Source organism: Alkanindiges illinoisensis, from assembly GCF_004377485.1.
Lineage (GTDB): Bacteria > Pseudomonadota > Gammaproteobacteria > Pseudomonadales > Moraxellaceae > Alkanindiges > Alkanindiges illinoisensis_A.
On sequence record NZ_SNTY01000014.1, the window covers coordinates 96607 to 114303 of the forward strand.

Sequence of the window (17697 nt, forward strand, 5' to 3'; positions counted from 1 at the left end):
TGCCATGAATAGTCAGGTTCAGCCGCAGGCAATCATTCCGCCAACCCCGGCCATTGACCTTGGTCTCAATGGGATTCACCTGATTGAAGCCTCGGCAGGCACTGGCAAAACCTGGACACTCTCCACCCTGATGGTGCGTTTTATTGTTGAAGGCGAATACCTGACCCGCCAGATTATTGCCACGACGTTTACCCGTGCTGCTGCTGCCGAGCTAAAACTGCGTATCCGCAAGCGGTTTGAGGATTTTCGCAGTCTGTTTCACCGGGCCATTGAAAATCATGCTGAAGTATTACAACACATGCAGGCTGAGCAGGACTGGCTGGCCGTGTATTTGCTACAAAAGCTGGATGTCGGGCAGCTCAACCATGCCAGAAACCGTCTGCAACTGGCACTGGACAGTTTTGATGAGCTGTTTGTGGGCACGCTGGACAGTTTTTGCCAGAAATTGCTGAATGAATTTGCCTTTGATAGCGGCCAGCATGAAATCCTGCAAATCAGTGAACAGGAAGCCGAAGCCTGCTATCAGGTGATGCACGATGCCTTGCGCCAGTGGCGTAGCCGTCAGCCTGCGCGCATCATTGAACTATTGGTGCTCACCGACCAGCTCAAAGACGTGGAAGACTATCGCGGTAGCATTACCACCGTGCTGAACTTTTTATCCGCACAATTGCAGCCGGTGGAAATGCCAGTGATCGACTGGCAATTATTTGAGCAGACCGAGCAGCAATTAAAACAATGTGACTGGTCAACCCTGACTGCATTTTTACAGCCCGATGGCGAATACCACAGTAAGCTGGTGAAGAATCGCGCTTTTAGCAATAATGCGCAGGTCTTTCCGGGAATTTTAGCGGCATTGCAGAACAACCTGCTGGATTATTTGTGCCAGCTCAATGCCGACAGTGCTGAATATCGCTGGCTGGAAGGCTTTGCCAAGATTGATGGCCAGTTTAAAAAGGCCGATGACGCCCTTAAGCAGCAATTTATCAGCCTGCCTGCCTGTCAGCTGCTGATGCAGGTTCAGCACTGTATGCTGCATTTGCAGGATAGTCTGGAACAAATTTCCCAGCATACGCATTATTTTGTCAGCCAGATGGTGCGCCAGCAACTGCCGCAGATTTTAAGCGAACGCGGCGAAACCACCTTTTCCCAGCAAATGCGCGTGCTGGCCGATGTGCTGCAACAGGATGCCAGCCAAAGTCTGGCGCAGCATATCCAGCACCGTTATCCGGTGGCACTGGTGGATGAGTTTCAGGACACCAATTTTGATCAGGATCGCGTGATTGCATATATCTGGCGGCAGCCTGTGCAATCCATGAATCAGCCTGCTAAATCTCCTGTAGTGCTTGAACAAGATTCTGGCCGTCTTGCAGCGCAGAATGCCTTAGGACCGGGCAGTGCTTTGCTTAATCCTCGCCTGCTCGAGCAAAGCTCTCGCCTTGCGAGCGGACAGGACAGTGTCCAGTTTAATCCGCGCTCATGCCTCGTGTTAGTCGGTGATCCCAAGCAGGCCATTTATGGTTTTCGTGGCGGGGACATGCTCACCTATCAGCGCGCCAAAACGCAGGTCATACAGCATGGCGGGCAGCAACATTTTTTACGCTTTAACCATCGTTCCATTGCGCCATTGGTGTCAGCGGTAGACCGCCTGTTTCAGTTTAATCCCGAGTTTGGCGAGCAGGTACAATATCAGCCCGTCGAAGCCGGTGGCCGCAATCACACTGAGCTGCGTGATGGCGATGACATCAATCATGTGCCCTTGCGCCTATTGTGTGTTGAAGACCAAAAAACCGAGTTTGAACAGGTGGCGTGGCAAATCATTCATTTGCTGCAAGCAAGCCATAGCGGGCAAGTGCAAATTAAGCATCATGACCAGTTTGAGCCCATTAGCCCCAGCCATATTGCGGTGCTATGCCGTTCCAACAGCCAACTGGATAAGGTTCAGGCCGTGTTACAACAGGCTAAAGTGCCGGTATGGCGTGGTTCACGCTTAAGTATTTTCCAGACCACGCTGGCCGAAGACATTGTGGCGCTCATGCAGGTGATGCTGGCGCCGTACCATGAAGGCCGTTTGCGACGTGCACTGGCCGGTAGCCTGATTGGTAAAACCTTAAAGGCACTGGTGCAACTCGAGCAGCAGCCCGATGAGCTGGCACGCTTGCAGGGCCTGTTTTTTAGTCTGGGTGAACGCTGGTACCGGGCTGGATTTCTGGCAGCCTGGCAGCAGCTGAGTGAAGCCTTTGACATCTGGCCGCAATTGTCGCGGCAGCCCAATGCCGAACGGCTGGTGGTAAATTTGCGCCATTTGATTGAAGTGATTCACCAGCAAAGTGAAAAAATTCAGGGCCAGCATCACTTGCTGGCGTGGCTGATGCGCCAGATGAGCCAGCCGGGTCAGCGCGAATGGGAGCTGGAGCGCAGGCTGTCCGGCGAGCAGGGCGTACAGCTGATGACCATTCATAAATCCAAGGGGCTTGAGTTTCCCATTGTGTTTGTGGCAGGGCTTGATCCGGCAAAGGGTGGACAAAAATCCAGCATTATTTTTTATGAAGAGAACCAGCAGCGCATGTTATCGTTTTCCAGCCGTAATGCTGCCCAGCTGGAAGCCCATCAGCAACGTGAACAGGCCGAACTGCGCCGCCTGATTTATGTGGCGCTCACCCGTGCCAGCATGCGCCTGTATGTGATTGCACCACCTGCACCGGGCAAGGATGGCAAAACCAAAGACGCCACAATCAAGGGCGCACTGTATCACTGGCTACCTGTCGCACGCGAGGGCTGGAGCGACCCCAATACCTTGGTACAGGATGGCCTCTTTGAATGTCCGCAATTTATTTATAAACAGCTGAGCAGCCATGTAGATATTGATGCACGGCCAGTGCCCAGCCACCGGGTGTATGCCTGGGGCCTGACCAGTTTTAGCCAGTTGTCACGCCATCAAAAAATGCTGCCCATCTTAGTGGAACAATCGGGTCATCAACCATTAAGTGACATGGTTGCTACTCCTGCGGATGACATTTTGTTGCATACCGATGAGCCATTAACTGCCCCGCAAAAGGCACAAAAAACCAATCAGCGCGCCAGCATAGTAACAGGAAAAACAACCCTGCAAGCTGAGCCTAAGCCAGACAAAGGACTTGCTGCAAAACAGCCTGAAACTAAAGAAATTGAAACAGCACTGTCTCCAATAAAAGTAACTCAACCAGAAGCACTGCCATCAATACTACTGACATCAGAAGTAATCTCAGTATCAGAAACCGAACTGGATGAACCTGTGCTGCCATTGTGTTTTAGCTTCCCGCGCGGTGCCAATGCCGGCGATTGCCTGCATCATATTCTGGAGCAGCTTAATCCCAAACATAAAGAATACTGGCCGCAGGTGTTTGAAAAACAGTTGCAGAACTTTGCCATTAATGCCCAGCTGGAGCGCTATGGACAACCTGTGGTTGACCTTGAGCACATGGCAGGCTGGTTTACCGATATCCTGCAGGCGCAATTGCCAGAAGGTGCCACGCTGGCCAGTCTGGACAGCCAGATTCATGAGTTTGAGTTTCACCTGTCGGTTGCGGACAAACTGGTGGACACCCGGGCCATTGGGCAGTTACTGGCCCAGCATCAAGTACCGGTAGCGCCACTCAATAGCGTAATGAATGCACGTTACCTGCATGGTTTTATTGACCTGGTGTATGTGCATCAGGATAAATATTACATTGCCGATTATAAGAGCAATTATCTGGGTGACCAGTATAGTGATTACCAGCCTGCAGCACTGCGTGACAACATGAGTAACTCCAGCTACTGGTTGCAGGCGGCACTATACCAGCTGGCCTTGCATCGGTTCCTGAAGCTGCGTTTGCCAGATTATCAGCCTGCACAGCATCTGGGTGGCTCTGTGTATTTGTATTTGCGTGGCATGCAGCAGGGTTCTGACCAGAACGGCATCCTGCACTGGCAGGCAAGCGAGGACTTGCTTAATCAACTGGATCATTTGCTAGGGCAGCATGATCCGTGGCAATAATTAAGCTGCCTGATGGCAAATGGGCAAATATTAAAAGGCTTGTCGTATTTTTAAAAAGCGATAAAACAGGCAGACAAAGCTGTGGATAACTCTGTTGATAACCCTGTGGGTAAGTTTGTGGATAAACCTGTTGATAACCTTGCGGATAAGTCTGTTGATAATATTCAGACAGCTGATGAGTCTGTAGAAGGCACCTGGTATGCTGCTTTGGCAACCCAGTTAACCCATCTGTATGCTGGGCTTACTAACCTTAAAAAAGATCAATTAAAACAGCTTATTATTAATGTTGGGCAGGCACTGGACAATGGCCATACCTGTTTGCTGCTAACACCAGAACACCTAAACTCTGTACAGTTACAGCATCCTTTGATTGTGGATGAAAAACAGGCCACAACTCAACCAGCACCGCTAGTCAGGGCGGAGGATTATCTATACTTTTATCGACAGTGGCAACAGGAATATCGGCTGGCTGAACAATTAACACGCATTTTAACAGCTGTTCGGCCAGTAACTGTACAGTTTGAAGCCAGTGAAACGGCTAATGCCCGCCAGCAACAAGCCATTACTCTGGCCGCCAGGCATTCCTTTAGCCTGATTACTGGCGGGCCAGGCACCGGCAAGACCTATACCCTGGTGAGGATTGTTAAGGCCCTGCAACAGGCCCAGCCGGATTTGCGTATTGCACTGGCAGCTCCCACGGGCAAAGCCGCACAGCGCATGCAAAGTGTGCTGGATATTGCTTTTGCTGAATCCGGCATTCAAAGCAGCCAGATTCAAACTGCCCAGACCGTGCATCGGCTACTGGGACTGGGCAGCAGCGGCAAGCCCCGTTATCACCAGCGCGCCCCGTTGCCGTATGACCTGATTGTACTGGACGAAGGCTCCATGCTGGATCTGGCGCTGGGCAGTTTGCTGTTTGATGCCATTGCACCCGGCACCCGGCTGATTATTTTGGGTGATGCCGACCAGCTGGCTGCGGTGGATGCCGGGGCAGTACTGGCTGACCTGCAGCAAGCCCCGGCCTTGCAGGATCACCAGATTCATTTGCTGGAAAGTAAGCGCTTTAATGCCACGCAAGGCATTGGCCAACTGGCATCAGCAATTTTGGCGCAGGATATCAAGACGTTCTGGCACACCTTTCACAAGCCTGAAAACCAGTCCATTTTAAAACACATTAATCCTGAACCTTTAAGCGACCAGCAACTGTTTGACCAGTTATGGCAGGGCTTTTTACCCTATGTTGACGCGCTGCAAAACGGACAATCGGTGCAACAATTGTTTGCGGTATTTGATCAGTACCGGATTTTAACAGCCATGCGCTCAGGCCGACTTGGGGTAAAGCGCATCAATCAGGAAATGTCACGTCGGCTGCAACTGGCACTTACCCAGACGGTTGGCTTTAGTGAATGGTTTACTGGCCGCCCGGTAATGATGAGCCGCAACGATTATGGCCTGCAACTGTCCAATGGTGATATTGGCCTATGTCTGGCGGATCATAGTGGCAAGTGGCAGGTGCATTTTGCGCATTTAAGCCAGCCTATTGCAGTTACCCGGTTGCCATTGCATGACATCAGCACTGCGTTTGCCATGACCGTGCATAAATCTCAGGGTTCAGAGTTTAACCGGGTGGCTGTCGTACTGGAAAATGCTGCACAAAATCTGTTAAGCCGCGAACTGCTGTACACTGCTGTGACCCGTGCCAAGCAACAGGTTGACTTGTGGAGTGAACCGGCTGCTGCCGAACAGGCGTTACACAACAGGCTGGTTCGTCACACAGGATTACAGCGACAAGTGCAAAAACACATAATTGCACTCAACTGTGAACAAAAGTAGACATCATTGTGAGCAAATGCTCACACTAGATACATCTTTTAACCTCTGTAGACTGATCAGTCTATTTGCGATGATGGCAGCACGATAAGTTGCTGGCAAGGAGCGCTGGTAAAGCACCATAACGATCAGAATATGGTTGGGAAACCTGCAAGCTTAAAGGAACTAAGTCAATAATAAAGAAACCGTTTTATACAGCCGCATAAGCCCGGAAGGTGAAATTAAGCCTGTGGGCTTTTCTTTTTTTCTGTATTTCAATATAAAACAATCAGGCTTTGCGCCATAACCATTCATTTCGCCGATAAAATTTACAAACCATCAAACACTGCATGCATTTTTGCAACACGCCCAGCAAGATCAATAAGTTATTTTAAGTTGAAAATTAACTCATGCATAAAAAGGTGTTAGCCATGAATATTTTTGAAGCCCTGCGCCAAAGTCACGAAGTGCAACGTCAATTGGGCGCACAATTATTACAAACTCACGGGGCCAGTGAAGAACGCGATGAAATTTTCAAGCAATACAAAATTGAGCTGGAAGCGCATGAAACTGCGGAAGAGCGCTATTTTTACGTACCTTTGCTCATGGATGATAATGGCGTAGATTTAACCCGGCATGCCTTATCCGAGCACCATAAAATTGATGAATACATTGAAGAGCTGGAGCAGGCTGACCAGACCACCTCATCGTGGATGGCCACCGCCAAAAAACTGGTTGAGCAGGTGCATCATCATTTATCAGAAGAAGAACACCGTTTTTTCCAGATGTCGGGCAAGATTCTAACTGAACAGCAAAAACAGGAACTGGCTGAACAATATTTTGCAGAATTTGAGCGCCAGAAAGAAAAATACGCGGCAGCCTAAGCCTCAGTTAGAGCTATCACAACAGGACAGTTTCCTTAAAGCCGCTAAAGTTTTGGGAAACTTGTCGTTTTTATTTGTCTATTCCAGCCAGTATTTATATCAGACCCTACCAGCGAGCCTGTCATGTCCTACTATCCCTATACGCCTGATGTTGAAGTCAAAGCCAGTGACGAAGATGAGCTGATTAATAAAATCGTAGAATCCATGGCGCGGGTTAACACCCGTGCTTTTGACCATCACCGCCATGCCACCCGTGACGCGCATGCCAAAAGCCATGGCATTGTGATTGGCCATCTGGAGGTGTATGACAATCTGCCGGAACATCTGGCACAGGGCTTGTTTGCCAAGGCTGGCCGTTATCCAGTAGTGATTCGCCTATCCAGTGCCTTTGGCCATATCAAGGATGACCGCATTCCCACAGCGTATGGTATGGCAGTCAAGGTCATTGGCGTCGAAGGCGAAAAAATTCTGCCAGAGCATCAAAACGATGTAACACAGGATTTTTTAATGGTGAATCATCCAGTGATTCCATTTGGTCATGTAAAAGCCTACTGGAAAATGCAGCACATGGCCGAAAAATATGATGAGTCACCCGACCTGGTAAAGCAAATTGGTGATTCACTGGCCAAACCAGTCAGTACGGTGGCAGGCTTGCTGGCACACACCAATTCACCATTAAAGAAACTCGGCACGCCGCCTGTGCATATTCTGGGACAAACATTTTATAGTATGGCTGCCATTCGTTATGGTCGCTATATTGCCAAGATTAGTGCTGCACCGTTGTCGCCAGAAGTTGCTGCGCTGGTTGGGCAAAGTGTGGATATTACTGACCGGCCTTCCGGCATGCGTGATCTGGTGGTAGATTTCTTTAGCCGTTCAGGCGCGGAATACGAATTGCGCGCGCAATTATGTACCAATCCGGCAGATATGCCGATTGAAGATGCTTCAATTGAATGGGATGAAAATAAGTCACCGTATCAGCCAATTGGCAAAGTTGTGATTCCCCCGCAGGATGCCTATAGTCCGGCGCGCCGTGTGTATGGTGATGATGTATTGTCATTTAATCCATGGCACTGCCTCAAAGAACATCAGCCGCTGGGTTCTATCAATCGGGTGCGTATCCCCGCTTATGCACGTTCCAGCATGTTCCGCCATGAAATGAATGTGCAGCCGCGTAAAGAGCCAAGAGATATTGGCGAAGTGCCGGATTAGTTTTTAATATTTCTTTTAAAGAATTATTTATTTCATGGTGGATAAGCTTTTTATTTATTGAAAAGAGTGAAATTATATGCATCGATATTAAACTAATAAAAGGAATATAAATGAACAGATTTAGAGTTTATATTTTTCTGGTGAGTTCATTTCCAATGTTTTGCGAAGCTGTTCCACTGGCAAGCGCCACAATACAACAACCAAGACAAGTCCAAGTTTTTGAAAATCTGGCACGCCAGGCTATTTACCAAGGCAACATTCAAAAAGCTGTTTCTTATTATCGGGATGCTCTTACTGCTCATATATTGTCTGAGAGTGATGATGAAGAGCAATTTATGAAACTTTTTAATCAATATGGAGAGACTTATGCAAGGATTGGTGTATTTAGTCTTAAAGAGCAATGGATTAATGATGAAAATTTATTGAAGCTGTTAGCAAACAAAGCTTTAAACGATAAGAATTATGCTTTAGCCCAAATGGTGCACGGATTGATGCTATTTTATGGTGAAAAAAGATTTGCAAGTGAAAAAGAAGATATTCATTATTCAATGTTACGTGTCAATCCTATAAAACCAAATTGCCATTCCACTAATAATAATTTAAATAAATCATTTACAGAGCCAACTAAAGAAAAATGTGAAACACAGAGAAATTTTTATCAAAAAATTCAAAAGCATATTACTCCAGAGCTTATAGAATATCGGAAATTTGAAATTAATTTTTATAATAAAGTGATAGGTCTATGACTATATTTATTGGCAAAATAAAAAGCCCCATCAAACTGACAGGGCCTTTTTTAGAACTAAACTAAAATAACTTAGTACAGCACACGTACGCGAATGGTGCCGTCTACAGTTTGTAGGGCTTCCAGCGCTGCTTCAGACGCGCCTGCATCGACGTCCATCACCAGATAACCCACATCACCTTTGGTCATTAGGCTTTGCGCCGCAATGTTAATGTGTTGCGCAGCAAACAACTGGTTTACTGCTGACAAAACACCGGGAACGTTTTTATGGATGTGCAGCAGGCGATGCGTACCTTCCTGTTGTGGAATCGCCACTTCAGGGAAATTCACCGCAGTAATGGTTGCACCGGCATCGGAATACCGTACAAATTTTTCAGCCACTTCCAGACCAATGTTGGCCTGTGCTTCTTGTGTAGAACCACCAATGTGCGGCGTCAGAATGACATTGTCAAAGGCACGCAGCGGCGACAGGAATTCTTCATCGTTGGCTTTGGGCTCTTTGGGGAATACATCAATGGCAGCGCCATTTAAGTGGCCAGACTGAATGGCAGCGGCCAGATCATCAATTTCCACACAGGTACCACGGGCGGCATTGATAAAAATGGCGCCTTTTTTCATTTGCGCAAACTGTTCGGCACGCATCATGTTTTTGGTTGATGGCAGCTCAGGCACATGCAGGGACACCACATCAGACTGTGCCAGCAGTTCTTCCATGCTGCCCACCTGACGCGCATTACCCAAAGGTAATTTAGTAATCACGTCAAAGTAAATGACTTTCATTCCAAGGCTTTCAGCCAGTACGGAAAGCTGGGTGCCAATCGAGCCATAGCCCACAATCCCTAAGGTTTTGCCACGTGCTTCATAGGAGCCTTCGGCAGATTTTGACCAGCCACCGCGATGCACCAGTGCATTTTTTTCTGGAATGCCACGCAATAACAGAATCAACTGGCCCAGCACAAGTTCGGCCACCGAGCGGGTATTGGAATACGGTGCATTAAATACCGGAATACCGCGTACCAGCGCTGCATCCAGATTCACCTGATTGGTGCCAATACAAAAACAGCCAATGGCAATGAGTTTATTGGCCGCTTCCAGCACTTTTTCGGTAATCTGAGTACGCGAGCGAATACCGATAAAATGCGCATCCTTGATGGCTTCAATCAAAGCATCTTCATCAAGCGCTGTTTTACGGTAATCAATGTTGCTGTAACCAGCCGCATGGAGAACATCGAGGGCGTTCTGGTGTACGCCTTCAAGCAGCAGAAAACGAATTTTATCTTTTTGCAGGGAAAGTTGTTGGCTCATGCCGGCTCCACAAAACCAAAAAAGTGTAAAGGCCAAAAATCAAGCCGTATATGATAGCATATTGCAATAAAGTCTGCTTTTTTTCTTAAGGGTCGTTTGACATGAATGCGCCGCTTGCCTTATCTGCCGAAAAACTGGAATCGTTACTGCAACAATTATCTGCCATTGTGGGCGAGCAACGGGTCAAAACCGACCACGATAGCCGCATGACCTGGGGCAAGGACTGGACCAAGCATTTTGAGCCAAACCCTGCGGTGATTGTATTTCCAGCGACAACGGAGGAAGTGCAGGCCGTGGTTAAGCTGGCCAATCAGCACCAGATTGCTATTACTCCGAGCGGCGGACGTACCGGTTTGTCAGCGGGTGCTGTGGCCACCAATGGCGAAATTGTGATTAGTCTTGACCGCATGAACAAGGTAGTGGAATTCTTGCCCGCCGATCGTATGGTGCGCGTGCAGGCTGGAATTGTCACCGAGCAGTTGCAGCAATATGCCGAAGAGCAAGGGCTGTATTATCCAGTGGATTTTGCCTCGGCTGGTTCCAGCCAGTTGGGTGGCAACATTGGCACCAATGCAGGCGGCATTAAGGTGATTCAATACGGCATGACCCGCGAATGGGTGCTGGGCTTAACGGTAGTGACGGGTAAGGGCGATATTTTGCGCCTAAATAAAGGCATGATTAAAAATGCCACCGGCTATGCCTTGCAGCACCTGTTTATTGGCGCTGAAGGTACACTTGGCATTGTCACTGAAGCAGAAATCAAGCTGACACGCCAGCCACAGGACTTAAAAGTGCTGGTATTGGGAGTGCCTGATTTTGAGTCCGTAATGCCGATTTTGCATGCATTTCAGCAACGAATTGACCTGACAGCGTTTGAGTTTTTTGGCGAAGTGGCACTGCAAAAAGTGCTGGATGCCGGTCATGTGGGCAAGCCGTTTGACACCCCCTGTCCGTTTTATGTGTTGCTGGAATTTGAAGGGCGTTTTGATGCGGTGGTTGACGATGCCATGAGCATTTTTGAGCACTGTATGGAGCAGGGCTGGGTACTGGATGGGGTAATGAGCCAGACGCAGGCACAAGCCCAAAACCTGTGGCGCTTGCGTGAAGATATTTCGGAAACTATTGCCCCATTTACCCCATACAAGAATGACATTTCTGTGCTGATTACCCATGTACCCGCGTTTATCAAAGAAATTGACGCTATTGTGGCAGCCAATTACCCGGATTTTGAAATCTGCTGGTTTGGCCATATTGGTGACGGCAACCTGCACTTAAATATTTTAAAACCCGCTAACCTGACCAAGGATGAATTCTTCGATCAGTGCAAAGTAGTGAATACTCAGGTATTTGAAACCGTGAAAAAATATAATGGTTCCATTTCTGCTGAGCATGGTGTAGGTATGACCAAAAAGGATTATCTGGAATATACCCGCGATGCCGTGGAGATTGGTTATTTGCGTGAGCTGAAAAAAGTGTTTGATCCTAATGGCATTATGAATCCGGGCAAGATTTTTGATTTATAAAGCACAGGGTGATGATTCACAAAAAGCGTGGCTTCGGCTACGCTTTTTTATTGGGTGATATTTGAGCTTTAAAATATTAATAAAAATCGAGTGAAAGAGAAATGTCTAACGCCTTAGCTTATATTCGCCCCTGAAACGTAAGACCAAGACATCAGGAAGATGGCGAAATATTTTTTTATGTTGATGCGTTGGTTAATAAAGATGATGAGATTGCGTTAGGTTTAATGTATATCTGTGATCGCAAGCTATTTGGGGCAGGTTATAGAAAATTAGTGGGTAATTATTTTGAAAGCATGGGCAACGCTAGTGGGCTCATGATTTACCCATTTGCAAAATCTTCTGGTATTGTTCCAAACTTAAATTTTCCAGGTGATATTGATTTATTAATTATTCCTTATAAAGATCATCAGCTTATTGTTTTCAAGACATGAGCAATTGAGCTAAAAATTATTAGAGCAAAATTTACCAAGCAGGAAAAGTCACCTAATGATTTTGGTTTTTCTCAGTCTATATTCAATTCAAAATCCATATTCAAAACCTTTACCACAATTTCAGATTCTGAATCCGTTGCAATGCAGCGGCCAGCAACAAGGGCTGAATCAAAGTCATCACCAGTGGCAGATATAAATAGACATCACTGTGCATATACTGCCCCTGAATCGACGACTGAAAAAAGCCCATAGCAATCAGTGTACTAATAATGACCGAATAGACCAGTACAGCAAGCGCCGTTCCCGGAAAACGTCCAATAAACACCACCAGAAGCAGCGTGGCTGAAATATAGATATAAGGATCAGGCAAATACAGAAAGCCAAACAGTGCAATAAGTAATGCCAGCAAAATGCACATCAGAAAGCTAAAAGACTGGTTAATCTGAATAAAATCATCCCAGCCATAATTAACTAAAAGCAGGCCAACCGGAATAATTGAAATCGCACCAACCACACTGCCGGTAAACAGCACCAATGCGCCCTGTGCATAGGGCATCAGACCGTATAAGCTCAGAATAAATGCACTAATTGATGTGCTGGCAGCCACAGGAACAAGGACCAGCCCAAACATTTTCAGCAGGGCTAGTGGATCTTCGATACATTGGCGCAGTGGAATAAAGCGACGCAAACAGTAGGCCACCAGACCGATTTCCAGCAGATTACCGGGAATAAAGGCCAGGCTCATGCTAATCGGATCCTGCATTACCAGATTGGCGCAAATATTGCCAAGCGCGGCCAGAATCAGAAAAATATACCAGTCACGATAGGCAAAGACTTGTAAGAACATCACCATGATGGCATTGGCATACCAGATAGCAGCAATGCTGCCCGGCTGTCTTGACATGTAAATACAGTAAAGTGCAGCAGTAAAATACAGCAGGAAAGCCAGCAATAAGATGCCAAAGCGCCGGCCTTGCAGCTGAATCATTTGATTCTCATGATGGGTTAATAGCATGATAGTGATGAGCCAGCGCCGAAGACGAATAAATTACAAATTGTATAAACAATAGAACTAAATAGGCCTTGAGCCAAAACAGGCATATTTTCAAAAACATGCTGTAGTGTAACACAAAGCCTTCTGCCGGGTATTTTAGCACCTAACCCCTAAATAGGGTTTTTATGTAGTCTTTTGTAGAGCTTTAAGGGAAAAGCTAGCCCAAACTCAATAAGAAAACATGGCTTAACTTCTTATCTTAAATATTCCACTTAAAAAATTCATAACTTTAATGAGGGACTAATTAATAGTCATCAAATTCCTGCACAAGCCCGGCTTCAATTTTCTGTAGCACATCCAGTGGGATTTCACGAATTTCAAACAACGGATTTTTTAATAGGGCATTAAAGCTATACAGGGCATCAGTATCCCAATCGTTGATCCGGATTTGCTGGCTTTTTGCGTTGTAGCTAATATTGGGGTGACTGGTAGTCAGGGCATGTAACAGGGCTGTGTACTGGACAGGTCTTCCAGAGCGCCAGTGAACTCTAGGGGCGAACCCTGTTCATCGAAAATAAATTCCAGTTGGTTCTTAAGCTGTTCAGGACTGGTTGCATAAATAAGTCCGATAAAAAACTCATCGTAAGTCTTATATCATTCCTGCTGCTTGACCGACCAGAGTACATAAAATACTGGTGCTTGCTCAAAACTAATTAATTGATAGCTTTGCATGCCTGCACGTTGAACAAACTCAAAGGTGTCATCATCACTTAATCCTATAGGTAGGTTATCTCTGCTAACCTCATAACCTGTTGCAATGTGTTTGCCGCAGCATTCAAATATAAAGGCATCCAAGGTTTTCAATTTTTCTTCACCGGCATTAAACAGGGCTTCAACTTCATACAGGGCAAAGTTGCGGGCAGCCTCAATTTCAAGCTGTTTATACATTTGCTCAGCCTGTGTCTTGTCATGAAAGACATTGGCAATCCGGTTACCGGCCACATAAAATACTTCATCCTTATAGCCAAAGCACTTGGCGCGAATCACATACGTACTCATCCCATTTTCCTTGATTGTCTTTTGCAACTTGTCATTTATAAGTTGGTTAGTTGGTAAACTAAGTGATTTTTTTATAAATAAGTAACATGAAAACAAGAGATTAGCGTCATATTTTGTCGTAAAAGGCAGATGTGCAACTGAGGCAGTAAAAACATGGCACTTAAAAGCCACCACTTGAGAATAAATCAATTAAAAAACACACAAGCAGGAACACAAAAAGCCGCAATGATGCGGCTTTGGGCGTTTTTTAAACTTAGCGGGCGCGGTACGTAATGCGTCCCTTGGTTAGGTCATAAGGGGTCATTTCAACCTTGACCTGATCACCAGTCAGAATGCGGATATAGTGTTTGCGCATTTTACCGGAAATGTGAGCAATCACTTCGTGACCATTTTCCAGACGAACACGGAACATGGTGTTTGGCAATGTCTCGGTGACAACGCCTTCAAACTCAATGAGTTCTTCTTTGTTGGCCATAGCCTACCTGATACGAAAAGATAAGGCGCAAATTATAGACAGTTTTGGCCAAGAAAACAATCCATTCTGGTGGCTGCGCGTCCACTCATTTGGCGAATAATTGCAGGGCAGTGCCTCGACAATACGTTTCATTTCTGGTTCTATGGCATTAAACTAGGCTGTCAATTCAGCCAATAACCTGACAGAATGGTTTGGTTAAATAGTGGCAACTTAAGGCAAATGAGAGCGTAGATATGGCGGGACAACTGACAGATGCTTCAATTATTTTGCGCTTGGGTTATCAGGCCATGCGCCGGGCCAATATGCCGGTGGAACAAATTCTGGGGCGTGCCGGGGTTGCCCTGAATCAGGTGGATGCCCGCAAGCGCACGCCGTTAAGTGCACAGGTGGCCTTCTGGCAGGCTGCTGAAGAAGTCACAGGCGACCCGGATGTTGGCCTGCATCTGGGCGAACATTTGCCATTGTACCGCGGGCAGGTAATTGAATACCTGTTTATGAGTAGCGGTACCTTTGGCGAGGGGCTTAAGCGGGCACTGGCCTATCAGCGCCTGATTAGTGATGCGCTCAATGCCCAGCTGGTGGTCGACAGCAAAAGCTGTTATCTGACCAATGGCCGCATTGAATACTCGGATACCAAGGTCCAGCGTCATTTTAGCGAATGCGTGGTTTCCGGGGCATTGCGCTTTTTCAATTTCGTGACCGAAGGCCGTTTTCAGGTGACTTGTCTGGATTTTAATTACAACCACGGTGCCAGTGAAGCCGAATATCGCCGGGTATTTAACTGTCCAGTACGTTTGGGACAAACCGAAACCCGCCTGTATTTTGAGCCAGCCATTCTGGATTATCCATTGTGGCAGTCTGAACCTGAGCTGTTACGTTTACATGAGCAACTGGCACTGGAAAAGCTTCAGGAGCTGGCACGTTATGACCTTGTGGGTGAGGTGCGCCGTGCCATTGGTTCTACGCTGGAAAGTGGCGAAACTACATTGGAAACTGTCGCTGCCCAATTAAATATCACACCACGCCGCCTGCGTACCCAACTGAGTGAAGCCAATACCTGTTTTCAGCAAATCCTGTCGGACTATCGCTGCCGGCTGGCCAAACGTCTGCTGTCGCAAACCAATGAAAGTGTAGAGCGGATCGTGTATTTAACCGGGTTTTCCGAGCCTAGCACCTTTTACCGGGCTTTTAAGCGCTGGACCAATGAAACGCCGGTGGAGTATCGCAAGCGTAAACAGCAATAAAGCCCAAGCATCAAGAAGGTTTTATCGTGATTAATACAATAATGTAAGCCGGGCCTAAGCTGGCAGGTTTAACCAGACTGGGCCAAGATCGACTGAGGGCAGGTTAAATTCTGTCGGATAATAAGCCTGAATAAAATACAGGCCATCAGGAGGCGCAGTAATGCCGGCCTGATTACGATCCTGTACTTCCAGCAAATAATCCATCCATTCCGGTTCATGCTCACCTGTGCCAATTTCCAGCAGCGTGCCCACGATATTTCGCACCATGTGATGCAAAAATCCATCGGCCTGGATATCCAGAATCAAAAATGCGCCATGCCGGAATAAACGGGCATGGGTGACCTGACGCACCGGCTGGTTAGACTGGCAAGCTGCTGCCCGAAAACTGGTGAAATTATGGGTGCCCACCAGCTTGTCCACAGCCTTGATCATGTTATCCACATTTAAATCCTGATAAACATGAGTTACTTGGCCATAAAGCGAAGCAGGCCGGAAACGGTGTTGATACATAATATAGCGGTAACGGCGTGCACAGGCCTTGAAGCGGGCATGAAAATCATTACCCATGGGCTGAATCCAGCGCAGGGCAATATCCTTGGGCAGCAGGGTGTTGGCACCCATAATCCAGCCACGTTCCGGGCGAATTGCACTGGTATCAAAATGGGCAATCATGTTACTGGCATGCACCCCGGCATCGGTACGCCCGGCAGCATGTACCTCTACCTTATGGTTGGCAATTTTGCTTAAGGCATTTTCAAGGGTAAGCTGCACACTGGCAACGCCGGCCTGTTGAGTTTGCCAGCCACGGTAATGCTGACCATTAAACTCAATTCCAATAGCATAGCGTTGCATAAGATCCCCGCAAAAAAATTATAATCAACTGAGGCGCTGTTGCCACTGCTGCTGGCGTTGCTCAAAACTAAGCGGCTGACACAAGAGCCACGCCAGACGGGCATAGCTGGCCGCCAGTGACAAATTGCCTGCGGATAATACACCAAATTGTGCCAGCCAATGCCCGGCAGCATAGCTAAAATTCACGCCGCCAAACGCCACTTGAGTACTGAGTACAACAAGAATCCGGTCAAGCTGTGCCTGTTGTAATACTGCTTCAATGGCTGCATGTTGTGGCAGATTACCTGCACCAAACGCCAGAATAATCAAAGCCTGTGGTTTGCTACTTAGCAGATCCTGGAGCTGCCGCGCCAGTATTTCAGGGCTTAAAGGAAGCGCGTAATACACGGCAATATTCAGGCTGGACAGGGCTTCAAGCGCCAATGGACGCTGCTCAGGCGCTGGACGTGATGGCACTGACATACCAGCAAATGCAGGAGTGCTGCTGGTATGAATTTTTTGCACGGTGTGGGCAGGCCAGATATGTCCATCAAAAGCTACCCAGCAGTTGCTATCCGCTAACGAAGAACTATGACAAAGCTGCTGATAGGCTGTGGCTAAATTGTTTAGCGCATCACTACGTGGATTGATTGCCTCACCATGAGATTCCAATAGGGGAAACTGGCTACCGGTAAGGACTAGCTGGACAGGCTGGGCAACTACAGCAGGAATAAACTCGGCTAAAAAGGCAGCGGTATAGGCCAGCGTATCGGTGCCATGCACAATCAGGATTTTGCCAAAACCCTGTTGCACCAGTTGCTGAATTTGTTGCAGTAAATCCTGCCAGTCCTGCGGTTGAAGCTGGCTGCTATCGCGGATCTGCTGGCTAGCCACAAAATATTGCAGTACCGGGTAATCCTCCTGCAAGAGCTGTTGCAGCCGGGGTAGAAAAATCTCAGCAGGCAGCGGTGCTAAGGGCTGGCCTATACAGCCAAAAGTGCCACCCATGTAGAGCAGTGCGATTGGGGAAAGCAGTGTGTTCATGAATGTCCTTAGCCTGCAAATCATTGTTTCCAGCCACATGATTTAACGGTTAAGGTTAAATCAGCAGAATAAGCCAGATTTTAATAAAAATATTTTTCTAATATTAATAACAAAAAAGGCAACTTT

The 17697-nt window shown here is 47.2% G+C and carries 13 protein-coding genes and 1 pseudogene; 8 read left to right on the forward strand and 6 right to left on the reverse strand.

Annotation, left to right across the window (positions count from 1 at the left end; translation table 11 throughout):
• Window positions 1-4: 4 nt before the first annotated feature.
• The 5 genes from E2B99_RS04390 to E2B99_RS04410 all read left to right on the forward strand — a co-directional run bounded on the left by E2B99_RS04390 (window position 5) and on the right by E2B99_RS04410 (window position 8666).
• Window positions 5-4015, forward strand: coding sequence for a UvrD-helicase domain-containing protein (locus tag E2B99_RS04390; RefSeq protein WP_134243754.1), 4011 nt, complete (start codon window positions 5-7; stop codon window positions 4013-4015).
• An 81-nt stretch (window positions 4016-4096) separates the two neighbouring features.
• Entirely contained in the window at window positions 4097-5848 is a 1752-nt protein-coding gene (recD, locus tag E2B99_RS04395; RefSeq protein ID WP_166738985.1) for an exodeoxyribonuclease V subunit alpha, read from the forward strand.
• A 407-nt stretch (window positions 5849-6255) separates the two neighbouring features.
• Window positions 6256-6708: a hemerythrin domain-containing protein gene (locus E2B99_RS04400; protein WP_134243756.1), complete on the forward strand. Its 453-nt coding sequence runs from the start codon at window positions 6256-6258 to the stop codon at window positions 6706-6708.
• A 123-nt stretch (window positions 6709-6831) separates the two neighbouring features.
• Window positions 6832-7920: a catalase family protein gene (locus E2B99_RS04405; protein WP_134243757.1), complete on the forward strand. Its 1089-nt coding sequence runs from the start codon at window positions 6832-6834 to the stop codon at window positions 7918-7920.
• A 110-nt stretch (window positions 7921-8030) separates the two neighbouring features.
• A complete protein-coding gene (locus tag E2B99_RS04410) occupies window positions 8031-8666 on the forward strand; it encodes a hypothetical protein (protein ID WP_134243758.1) in 636 nt (211 codons plus the stop codon).
• Window positions 8667-8737: 71 nt separating this feature from the next.
• Here E2B99_RS04410 and serA read toward each other — a convergent pair whose 3' ends face one another.
• Window positions 8738-9970 carry a phosphoglycerate dehydrogenase gene (serA, locus tag E2B99_RS04415; protein WP_134243759.1) on the reverse strand — a complete coding sequence of 411 codons (1233 nt, stop codon included), beginning with the start codon at window positions 9968-9970 and terminating at the stop codon, window positions 8738-8740.
• A gap of 101 nt (window positions 9971-10071) precedes the next feature.
• Between serA and E2B99_RS04420 the strand changes: the two genes are divergently transcribed.
• Window positions 10072-11493, forward strand: a complete 1422-nt coding sequence (locus tag E2B99_RS04420; RefSeq protein ID WP_134243760.1) for an FAD-binding oxidoreductase — start codon at window positions 10072-10074, stop codon at window positions 11491-11493.
• Between the two features lie 188 nt (window positions 11494-11681).
• Window positions 11682-11924: a hypothetical protein gene (locus E2B99_RS04425; RefSeq protein WP_240687732.1), complete on the forward strand. Its 243-nt coding sequence runs from the start codon at window positions 11682-11684 to the stop codon at window positions 11922-11924.
• A 109-nt stretch (window positions 11925-12033) separates the two neighbouring features.
• Here E2B99_RS04425 and E2B99_RS04430 read toward each other — a convergent pair whose 3' ends face one another.
• From E2B99_RS04430 to infA, 3 genes and pseudogenes are all read right to left on the reverse strand, one after another.
• Window positions 12034-12912, reverse strand: a complete 879-nt coding sequence (locus E2B99_RS04430) for an MASE1 domain-containing protein (RefSeq protein WP_166738986.1) — start codon at window positions 12910-12912, stop codon at window positions 12034-12036.
• A 310-nt stretch (window positions 12913-13222) separates the two neighbouring features.
• Window positions 13223-13977 (reverse strand): annotated as a pseudogene (locus E2B99_RS15070) (hypothetical protein).
• Between the two features lie 253 nt (window positions 13978-14230).
• The gene (gene infA, locus E2B99_RS04440; RefSeq protein WP_026472443.1) at window positions 14231-14452 is read right to left on the reverse strand and encodes a translation initiation factor IF-1; all 222 of its coding nucleotides are present in this window, start codon (window positions 14450-14452) and stop codon (window positions 14231-14233) included.
• A gap of 233 nt (window positions 14453-14685) precedes the next feature.
• On the opposite strand from infA, the gene E2B99_RS04445 reads away from it, so the two are divergent.
• Window positions 14686-15696: an AraC family transcriptional regulator gene (locus E2B99_RS04445; protein ID WP_026472444.1), complete on the forward strand. Its 1011-nt coding sequence runs from the start codon at window positions 14686-14688 to the stop codon at window positions 15694-15696.
• 54 nt (window positions 15697-15750) lie between these two features.
• Here E2B99_RS04445 and truA read toward each other — a convergent pair whose 3' ends face one another.
• Together truA and E2B99_RS04455 are read right to left on the reverse strand one after the other, a co-directional pair.
• Window positions 15751-16548 (reverse strand): tRNA pseudouridine(38-40) synthase TruA, encoded by a 798-nt coding sequence (gene truA / locus E2B99_RS04450; RefSeq protein WP_134243762.1) that lies wholly within the window; start codon window positions 16546-16548, stop codon window positions 15751-15753.
• A gap of 24 nt (window positions 16549-16572) precedes the next feature.
• Window positions 16573-17571, reverse strand: coding sequence for an asparaginase domain-containing protein (locus E2B99_RS04455; protein WP_166738987.1), 999 nt, complete (start codon window positions 17569-17571; stop codon window positions 16573-16575).
• Window positions 17572-17697: the final 126 nt, after the last annotated feature.